This is a genomic window from Trinickia sp. (assembly GCF_051954495.1).
Taxonomy (GTDB): domain Bacteria; phylum Pseudomonadota; class Gammaproteobacteria; order Burkholderiales; family Burkholderiaceae; genus Trinickia.
Map to the genome: position 1 here is coordinate 22,952 of NZ_JBQCHR010000155.1, position 8,942 is coordinate 31,893.

The 8,942-nt window shown below is 63.5% G+C and carries 8 protein-coding genes and 1 pseudogene; 2 read left to right on the forward strand and 7 right to left on the reverse strand.

Features of this window, described 5'->3' with window-relative positions; all coding sequences use genetic code 11:
* Positions 1–23: 23 nt before the first annotated feature.
* Positions 24–1,841, forward strand: a complete 1,818-nt coding sequence (locus ACTHNR_RS21210; RefSeq protein WP_440549672.1) for a PhoH family protein — start codon at positions 24–26, stop codon at positions 1,839–1,841.
* Between the two features lie 275 nt (positions 1,842–2,116).
* Complete coding sequence (locus tag ACTHNR_RS21215; RefSeq protein WP_440549675.1) at positions 2,117–3,004, forward strand: NlpC/P60 family protein; 888 nt, start codon at positions 2,117–2,119, stop codon at positions 3,002–3,004.
* A gap of 201 nt (positions 3,005–3,205) precedes the next feature.
* Here the strand turns inward: ACTHNR_RS21215 and ACTHNR_RS21220 are convergent, their stop codons facing one another.
* The 7 genes and pseudogenes from ACTHNR_RS21220 to ACTHNR_RS21250 form a co-directional block, all read right to left on the reverse strand.
* A complete protein-coding gene (locus ACTHNR_RS21220; protein WP_440549678.1) occupies positions 3,206–4,216 on the reverse strand; it encodes an anion permease in 1,011 nt (336 codons plus the stop codon).
* Between the two features lie 16 nt (positions 4,217–4,232).
* Entirely contained in the window at positions 4,233–4,859 is a 627-nt protein-coding gene (locus ACTHNR_RS21225) for a DUF47 domain-containing protein (RefSeq protein WP_440549680.1), read from the reverse strand.
* A gap of 238 nt (positions 4,860–5,097) precedes the next feature.
* Positions 5,098–7,527 carry a replicative DNA helicase gene (gene dnaB / locus ACTHNR_RS21230; protein WP_440549683.1) on the reverse strand — a complete coding sequence of 810 codons (2,430 nt, stop codon included), beginning with the start codon at positions 7,525–7,527 and terminating at the stop codon, positions 5,098–5,100.
* A 156-nt stretch (positions 7,528–7,683) separates the two neighbouring features.
* Positions 7,684–8,136: a 50S ribosomal protein L9 gene (gene rplI, locus ACTHNR_RS21235; protein ID WP_440549686.1), complete on the reverse strand. Its 453-nt coding sequence runs from the start codon at positions 8,134–8,136 to the stop codon at positions 7,684–7,686.
* Positions 8,137–8,163: 27 nt separating this feature from the next.
* A complete protein-coding gene (gene rpsR, locus ACTHNR_RS21240) occupies positions 8,164–8,439 on the reverse strand; it encodes a 30S ribosomal protein S18 (protein WP_440549689.1) in 276 nt (91 codons plus the stop codon).
* Between the two features lie 2 nt (positions 8,440–8,441).
* Positions 8,442–8,741: a primosomal replication protein N gene (priB, locus tag ACTHNR_RS21245; protein WP_440549692.1), complete on the reverse strand. Its 300-nt coding sequence runs from the start codon at positions 8,739–8,741 to the stop codon at positions 8,442–8,444.
* Between the two features lie 51 nt (positions 8,742–8,792).
* Positions 8,793–8,942 (reverse strand): annotated as a pseudogene (locus tag ACTHNR_RS21250) (30S ribosomal protein S6); the annotation flags it as partial.

The window sequence follows — 8,942 nt, forward strand, 5'->3', positions numbered from 1 at the left end:
GACCCGATTCCTTGAGGGATACCATGCCTTTGCCTACCCCGCCCAGCAAGCTCGGCAGTTTATTGCCGCCCGACGAATTCAAGGCCAAAGCCAGGCCGGCGCGCAGCGCCAAAAAACAGGGGACGATGGGGGAGCAAGCAGAAGCGGCCGAGTACGGCTCGACGAGCGGCGCGGCTCACGTCGCCGCCCCGATGAGCCCCGCCGCCAATACGAGCGCTGCATTGCGTTCACTCCCGCCCGTATCCGCCGCCGAGCAAGCCGCCACGGCAAGCGGTCGTAAGCCCAAGCAGACCGCGGCCCTGCTCCAACCCGTGGCGCCAGCCGCAACGCCGGCTCCTGTGCAGGCGCGCAGGGAAACACCGGTCGCCTCCACCCCGACCGCAGCCGCACCCGTTGCCGGCGCCCCGGCGAAGAGCCGCACGCGCAAGGCGGCCGCCGTGGAAGCCGAAGTGCTCAAGCTGTTCGTGCTCGACACGAACGTGCTCATGCACGACCCGACCTGTCTCTTCCGCTTCGAGGAACACGACGTCTATCTGCCGATGATGACGCTCGAGGAACTCGACAACCATAAGAAAGGAATGTCGGAAGTCGCGCGCAACGCGCGGCAAGTCAGCCGTACGCTCGACGCGATCGTCGCCAATGCCGGTCCGATCAGCGAAGGGCTCCCGCTCGCTCGCCTGGGCAGCCGGGAAGCGCTGGGCCGCTTGTACTTCCAGACCAAGCTCGCCGATATCGAGCCGGTCGAAGGGCTGCCGCAAGGCAAGGCGGACAATCAAATCCTCGGCGTCGTGCGTGCACTGCAACGCGACCGCGACGACCGCCAGGTCGTGCTGGTGTCGAAAGACATCAACATGCGGATCAAGGCCCACGCGCTGGGCCTGCCGGCGGAGGACTACTTCAACGATCAGGTGCTCGAGGACAAGGATCTCTTGTTTTCGGGTGTCCGTGCCCTGCCGCAGGATTTCTGGACCAAGCATGCGAAGGGGATGGAAAGCTGGCAGGACAACAAGACCGGCACGACCTACTACCGCGTGACGGGCCCCCTGTGCGCGTCGCTGCTCGTCAACGAGTTCGTCTACCTCGAGCCGCAAACGGGCGAACCGCCGTTCCAAGCGATCGTGCGAGAACTCAACGGCAAGACGGCCGTGCTGCAAACGCTGCGCGACTACAGCCATCACAAGAACAATGTCTGGGGCATCACCGCCCGCAACCGCGAGCAGAACTTCGCGCTGAACCTGCTCATGAATCCGGACATCGATTTCGTGACGCTGCTCGGCCAAGCCGGTACCGGTAAAACACTGGTCGCGCTTGCGGCAGGCCTCGCGCAAGTACTGGACGAGAAGCGGTACAACGAAATCATCGTGACGCGGGCCACGGTCCCGGTTGGCGAAGACATCGGCTTCCTGCCCGGTACCGAGGAAGAAAAGATGCAGCCCTGGATGGGTGCGTTCGACGACAACCTCGAGGTCCTTCAGCGCACCGATGACAGCGCGGGCGAATGGGGCCGCGCGGCCACGCAGGAGTTGATTCGTTCGCGCCTGAAGATCAAGAGCATGAACTTCATGCGAGGCCGCACTTTCGTCGATAAGTACCTCATCATCGACGAGGCGCAGAACTTGACGCCCAAGCAGATGAAAACGCTCGTCACCCGCGCGGGCCCCGGCACGAAAATCGTCTGTCTCGGCAACATTGCGCAGATCGACACGCCGTATCTGACGGAAGGCAGCTCGGGGCTCACCTATGTCGTCGACCGGTTCAAGGGATGGGCGCACAGCGGTCATGTCACGCTCGCACGCGGCGAACGCTCGCGACTGGCGGATTACGCGTCGGACATTCTGTAACGTTCGTCTCGGGGCGCTGCGACGCCTCCCCAGTGATTCAGCGCCCGGCTTGCCGGGCGCTTTTTTATTGGGGGCGGCGTCCATTTCTTCGGGCCGGGCGCGTCTCGGCGATGCAACGTTTACGCGCGAAGCTTCAAGTAATTTCTGAGGAATGGTTGCCGAGGCCCCGCCGGCAGGGCTACCATCGGCCGCATCGGCATCGCAATCGCCTCTCGCAGGCGTCGGGCGATGCATCCCTCTTTACCAGGCGCCACGCGTGCCGGTTTTCGTTTGCCATGCTTCGACTCTGGCTTGCCGTTCTCGTCGTACTGTCCTTGGCTGCCTGCTCGAGCGCGCCGCCACGGTCCGCACGCGTCGGCGGCGGCGCTGCCCCCGGCGACTCGGCGTTCCGCACGATGCCGCCCGGTTCGCCTCGGTTCGTCGATCACAGCATTGGTCGCGAGGAAATCTCGATACAGGCCATGAGCCTCGTCGGCATCCCCTATCGCTGGGGCGGCAACACGCCGGAAAGCGGGTTCGACTGCAGCGGCCTCGTCAGGTATGTCGTCGCGCGCGCGGCCGACGTGAATCTGCCTCGGACCACGGCCGACATCAGCCGCCGTGGCGAATCGATCGACCCCGACGAAATTGCGCCGGGCGATTTGATCTTCTTCAATACGACCGGGCGACCGCACTCGCACGTCGGTATCTACGTGGGCAAATTGCGCTTCGTGAATGCGCCGTCGACCGGCGGCACGGTACGGCTCGACTACTTGACGAACCCCTACTGGGCGAGGCACTTCGACGGAATACGGCGCGTCGCGCCGCCGCTCGAGCGGCCGTCGCCGTTCGATGCGCCGACGGAACTGGCGGCATCGCCGGCAGCCACGCGGACAGCCGCGCCGACGCCCTCGCCGGCCGTCGAGCCCCCTGCCGCAGTGGCGGCGGCGCCGAGTGGCGCCAAAGACCCGATCGATGCGGCGGCTGACGCGTTCGAGCCACCGCCGCCTGTGGCTGTTCAAGCGGAACAGCAGGCGCGCCAAGCGGGCGCATCAGCGCTTCGGCCGGAGCCATTCGACCCGGGCGTTCAGATCATGCGTGCGTCGACGACGCCGCAGGCCCAGCCTGCGCCGAGTTCGACAGCCGACGACCCGATTGCCCGGTTCGCCAACAGCGGCAATTGATTTTGAGCCGAGCCGAGCCGAGCCGAGCCGAGCCTAGCCGAGGGGAGACGACAGCCGCGGCACGCATCGGCCACGCCTGCACCCAGCAAAAGGAAGAGAAAAAGCTAGAGGGCGGACGCTCAAGCGGGAAACCGCCAATCCGGCTTTCGCGCCGCCGGGCGAGCGCTCGCGCACTCCCCGGCCAAGCGCTCGACGCCGCGATTACAGGAACCGACGCCCGAGCCACCAGCCGATAGCGGACAGGATGGCCGAAGCCGGGATCGTCAAGATCCACGCCCATACGATGTTGCCCGCCACGCCCCAGCGCACGGCGGACAGCTTTTGCGTGGCGCCCACGCCGACGATGGCGCCCGTGATCGTATGCGTCGTCGATACCGGCACGCCCATGGCCGACGCGGTAAAAAGCGTGATCGCCCCACCCGCTTCGGCGCAAAAACCGCCGACCGGCTTGAGCTTTGTGATCTTCTGGCCCATCGTGCGGACGATGCGCCAGCCGCCGAACAAGGTGCCGAGCCCCATCGACATGTAGCAGGCGCCCACCACCCAGACAGGCGGTGCGTCGGCCGACACCGACGCAAAGCCGGTGGCGATCAGCAGCATCCAAATAATGCCGATCGTCTTTTGCGCGTCGTTGCCGCCGTGGCCGAGGCTGTAGAGGCCGGCCGAGAGCAGCTGCAGACGCCGGAAGCGCCTGTCGACCTTGCTTGGCGGCGTGCGGAAGTAGATCCACGACACCGCGGTCATGAAGAACGAACCGAGCACGAAGCCGAGCAGCGGCGAGATGAAGATGAACGCGACGGTCTTCATGATGCCGTCGATGTTCAGCGCCCACCACCCCGACTTGGCCAGGGCCGCGCCGACGAGCCCGCCGATCAGCGCGTGGGAAGAACTGGAAGGAATGCCGAAGCGCCAGGTCAGGATGTTCCAAATGATCGCGCCGAACAACGCGCCGAAGACCACGTAGTGATCGACGATTTTGGGGTCGATCGTGCCCTTGCCGACCGTCGAAGCGACCTTCAAATGAAAGATGAAATAGGCGATGACGTTGCACGCGGCGGCGAACGCGACGGCCTGCTGGGGCTTGAGCACGCCCGTCGAGACGACCGTGGCGATCGAATTCGCGGCATCGTGAAAGCCGTTCATGAAATCGAAGACGAGTGCGACGGCGATCAGCCCGGCGAGCACCCAAATGGCGATCTGGATAGATTGCATCGGTGGGTCCGCCCGCTTACGCGTTTTCCAGCACGATGCCTTCGATGATGTTCGCGACATCCTCGCACTTGTCGGTGATCGATTCGAGCAGTTCGTAGACCGCCTTGAGCTTGATCAGCGTCTTGACGTCGTCCTCTTCGCGGAAGAGCTTGGACATCGCCGAGCGCAGCACGCGATCGGCTTCCGACTCGAGCCGGTCGATTTCTTCGCAGGCCGACAGGATTTGGCGCGCCTGGCTCATATCCGACAGCATGTTCACGGCGCTTTGCACGTGCTTGGCCGTTTGCGTGCAGATGTGAGCAAGCTGGCTTGCCTCGGACGTCATCGCTTGCACGTCGTACAGCGACACGGCCGTCGCGACGTCTTCCATCAAGTCGAGGATGTCGTCCATCGTCGTGATGAGCTTGTGGATCTCGTCGCGATCGAGCGGCGTGATGAACGTCTTGTGCAGCAGGTCGATCGTTTCGTGCGTCAGCTTGTCCGCGGCCTTTTCGTTGGCCTGTACGCGCTGCTTGTGCACTTCGGCCTCGCTCAGATTGTCGACCAAGCGCTCGAGCTCTTCGCTCGCGGAAACGATGCACTTTGCGTGCTCGTTGAAGATTTCAAAGAACTTGCCCTCGGTGGGCATGAAGCGACCGAACATTGAGATCCCGATAGGTGGTCATATGGGGCGCCCCGCTACAGCCCGCGGCGCACCGCCGGGCGGAAAAGGACCCGCTGCGCCCGGGTTCGAATGGAACCCGCGCGCAGCGGTTCTCTGGGGGCTGACACAAAACTGCAATATTGTACCGGCTCCCGCGATCGAGCCCAACGCTCGGTTGCACCCGCGGACAAGAACGCAACAACCGCACCCGGCGGAGCCAGAGGCCTGCTAGCGCCCTTCACTCGCCCCCATGGAAATTCTGAGGACCGGCGAAATTGTCGAACTTCGTATATTGGCCCATGAACGTGAGCCGAACGGGGCCGATCGGACCGTTACGCTGCTTGCCGATGATGATTTCCGCCGTCCCCTTGTCGGGGCTGTCGGGGTTGTAGACTTCGTCTCGGTAGATGAACAGGATCACGTCCGCGTCCTGCTCGATAGCGCCGGACTCGCGCAGATCCGACATGACCGGGCGCTTATTGGGACGCTGCTCGAGGCCGCGGTTCAGCTGCGACAGCGCAATGACCGGCACGTCGAGTTCCTTGGCCAGCCCTTTGAGCGAGCGCGAGATTTCCGAGATTTCGGTCGCGCGGTTTTCGCCCTGAGACGAGCCCGACATCAGTTGCAAGTAGTCGACGATGATGAGCCCGAGCTTGCCGCACTGGCGCGCAAGGCGTCGCGCGCGCGAGCGCAATTCCATCGGGTTCAGACCGCCCGTTTCGTCGATGAACAGCTGCGCCTCGCTCATTTTCTGCACGGCGTGCGTGAGCTTGGGCCAGTCCTCGTCGGTCAGCCGGCCTGTACGCATACGGTGTTGATCGAGGCGGCCCACCGAACCGAGCATCCGCATCACGAGCTGCGTGCCCGGCATTTCCATCGAAAACACGGCGACGGGCAGCCCGTATTCCACCGCCACGTATTCGCCGATGTTCATCGAAAATGCGGTGTTATGCGTGACGACGTAGTCATCGGTCACGTAAAGGCGCGTAGGGTGCGATACCGAGATGCATTGGGTCTGGATATGCCGCGTAGGCTCGATCGACACGACGACGGGCATTTTGCGCCTCGTGCGTCCGCGCTCGAGGCGCTCGCGCTTGCCCTCGAACAGGAAAAGGTTTTTCGGGTCCGGATGGCTGATCGTGCACTGGTAAGCCGTCGCGCCTTGTTTGCGAACGCCGTCGACGACGAACGACGTTTGCTTCTCCGACACGGTGCACCAGCCGCCGAGCGAACGCACGAGTTCACGGACATCGCTCGCCAAGCGCGCGCTGGCCGTCGAATAGCGCACCGTGCCCCAGCGCTCGACCCATCCGTCGGTGTCGAGCAGGCCGCGCAGCAGATCGAGTCTCGCCGGCTTGGCCGCATCCAGATAGGCGCGCGGAATGAACTTGTCGTAGCTGGTGCATCCCCAAAGACTCAAGCGCTCCAGGGCTTGCTTGATAGGATTGACGCTCGGACGCGACGCGCTTTCGCTCGCGGGCCGGCGCTTAACCCGCCAATCGTATTGACCCGCGTACTCGAGCGTCATGACCTCACCGATGCGCGCGCGCATGCGCTCGAGCGTTTCCTCGGCCTTCGCGCTAAAGCGCACGGACGTGCCGCCGATGGCCCCGTCGCCCAGCAACGCACCCAGCACCCAGGGATCGACCGGCAGCGCCTCCTCGTGGCCAAAATCGCCGCTGGGCATATCGATCCACAGGCGATTGCGGTACCGCTCGCGCGTCAGCAATTCGCGCAATTGTTTCGTATCGACGATCCTCGGCTGTGCCCAGCCGCGGTAATGAACCCGCCACAGATGCTCGTCGCAGCATTCCGCCGATCGCCCATCTGAAAACCGAACCCGATAAACCTGGCGCTCCCCCTGCGGATAAATGCCGGTCACCATGGAGGGCGCCCCGTCGACCGAGGCCAGCGCATCGCCGACTTCGAGCTCGCCCATCGTCTTCCAGCCCGACAGCGTCTTGATCCGGGCATCCAGCGGCTGCGCCTTACCCATCGACGGCCGTCCCGCCACGATGATCAGTTCGCCGCCGTGCATGCCCGAGGTCATGCGGTCGAGATCGACGAAGCCCGTTGGCGTGCCCGTAACGTCGCTCGGGTTGGCCGTGTGGTAAAGCGTATCGATGCGCTCGACGACCTGCGTCAATAGCGGACCGATTTCGAGGAACCCCTGCGTGCCGCGCGCGCCGTCCTCCGCGATCGAAAATACTTTCGATTCGGCCTCGTCCAGCAGTTGTCGAACTTCCTTGCCCTGCGGATTGAACGCGTCGGCCGAAATTTCGTCGGCCACGGACACGAGGCGGCGCAGCACCGCGCGATCGCGCACGATTTCGGCGTAGCGCCGAATGTTGGCGGCGCTCGGCGTGTTTTGCGCAAGGGCGTTCAGATAGGCGAGCCCGCCCACGTCCTCCGCCTTGCCGGACGTAGTTAGCGCTTCGTACACCGTCACGACGTCGGCAGGCCGTGTAGTGGCGATGAGCCGCCCGATGTGCTCGTAGATGATCCGGTGGTCGTACCGATAGAAGTCGCTCTGCGACAGGAAATCCGCGATGCGGTCCCACGCCGCGTTATCGAGCAGCAAGCCGCCGAGCACCGATTGCTCGGCCTCGATCGAGTGCGGCGGGACTTTAAGCGAATCGAGTTGCGGATCGTTCGACGGTGCGTTCATGGGGAGGCATTATCGCGAAATGGCTGCGCCTTAGCCAGCAGGCAAAACGAGGCCAAAACAAAAAAGGCAGGAACCGGTGCTCCGGCTCCTGCCTTTTCGAAAACTCTGGGCCGAACCGGAACGACGCCCGGTACGGCCGGTATCGCTTTGCGACGCTTAGGCGTGTTCGCCCAGCACCGACACCGTCACGTCGACAGCGACGTCGGTATGCAGCGACACTTGCACCGGGTGATCGCCCACGATCTTCAGCGGGCCTTGCGGCATGCGCACTTGGGCCTTTTCGACCGCGAAGCCTTGCTTCGTCAGGACCGTGGCGATGTCGGCGTTCGTGACCGAACCGAACAGACGGCCGTCGACGCCGGCCTTCTGTGCGATTTGGACCGTCAAGCCGGCCATCTTCTCGCCTTGCGCTTGCGCGGCAGCCAGCTTCTCGGCGGCAGCCTTTTCGAGCTCGGCGCGGCGCACTTCGAATTCGGCGATCGCAGTCTTCGTGGCGCGGCGAGCCAGCTTTTGCGGGATCAGGAAGTTACGGGCGTAGCCGTCCTTGACCTTCACCACGTCGCCGAGGTTGCCCACGTTGACGACTTTTTCCAAAAGAATGATTTGCATTCGGATTCTCCTTATCGCGTCGTCTGATTAGGCCTTGTGCAGGTCGGTGTACGGCAAGAGCGCGAGGAAGCGAGCGCGCTTGATGGCCGTATCGAGCTGGCGTTGATAATGGGCCTTCGTACCCGTCAGACGAGCCGGCGTGATCTTGCCGTTTTCGCCGATGAAGTCCTTCAGCGTTTCGATGTCTTTATAGTCGATAGACTCGACGCCGGCAGCAGTGAAGCGGCAAAACTTCTTGCGCTTGAACAGCGGGTTTTGTTGTTGACGGCGCTTGTCGAATTTCTTACCAGTCGGGCGGGGCATGTTCAGTCCTTTCCAATGTCCTGCAATTCTGTGATGTGAAACACCAAGGTTCTCGCGTTGCGGCTTTTCTTCGCCAGGAAGCCGGTGAAGAGCGTTTCGACGCCCATTTCACAGCTTTCGAGCTTCCCGCTCGCGGCGCCCGCGGCCAACGCAGGCATCGTCAACTCCACCTGCCGGACGATGCCGGCTTCGACGACTTCCCCGCGATGCTGCAGCGTGCAGCTTGCGATCGGCACGCCTGCCGGCGTATAGCGCAGCGGCTCGCGCTCGATCACGCTGGCCTGAAGTTGCAGCCTGTTCACGAGAGCGGCGAAAAAGCGATGGAACCTAGGTGGCTTAAACCGTGAATACCGTTAAGCCTGCGCTTCGGACGGCTGCGACGAGGCAGCTGCCTTCTTGGCTTCTTCGCGCTGCACTTCCTTCATCATCGGCGACGGGCCCGTTTCGGCCTTCTTCATCTTGACGATCAGGTGACGCAGCACGGCGTCGTTGAACTTGAATGC

What these genes read in the sequence shown, in the direction of transcription:
- ACTHNR_RS21215 (WP_440549675.1), top strand. Translation starts at nt 2,117, where the DNA reads ATGCTTCGACTCTGGCTTGCCGTTCTCGTCGTACTGTCCTTGGCTGCC.
- ACTHNR_RS21210 (WP_440549672.1), top strand. Translation starts at nt 24, where the DNA reads ATGCCTTTGCCTACCCCGCCCAGCAAGCTCGGCAGTTTATTGCCGCCC.
- ACTHNR_RS21220 (WP_440549678.1), bottom strand. Translation starts at nt 4,216, where the DNA reads ATGCAATCTATCCAGATCGCCATTTGGGTGCTCGCCGGGCTGATCGCC.
- rplI (WP_440549686.1), bottom strand. Translation starts at nt 8,136, where the DNA reads ATGCAAATCATTCTTTTGGAAAAAGTCGTCAACGTGGGCAACCTCGGC.
- rpsR (WP_440549689.1), bottom strand. Translation starts at nt 8,439, where the DNA reads ATGCCCCGCCCGACTGGTAAGAAATTCGACAAGCGCCGTCAACAACAA.
- dnaB (WP_440549683.1), bottom strand. Translation starts at nt 7,527, where the DNA reads ATGAACGCACCGTCGAACGATCCGCAACTCGATTCGCTTAAAGTCCCG.
- ACTHNR_RS21225 (WP_440549680.1), bottom strand. Translation starts at nt 4,859, where the DNA reads ATGTTCGGTCGCTTCATGCCCACCGAGGGCAAGTTCTTTGAAATCTTC.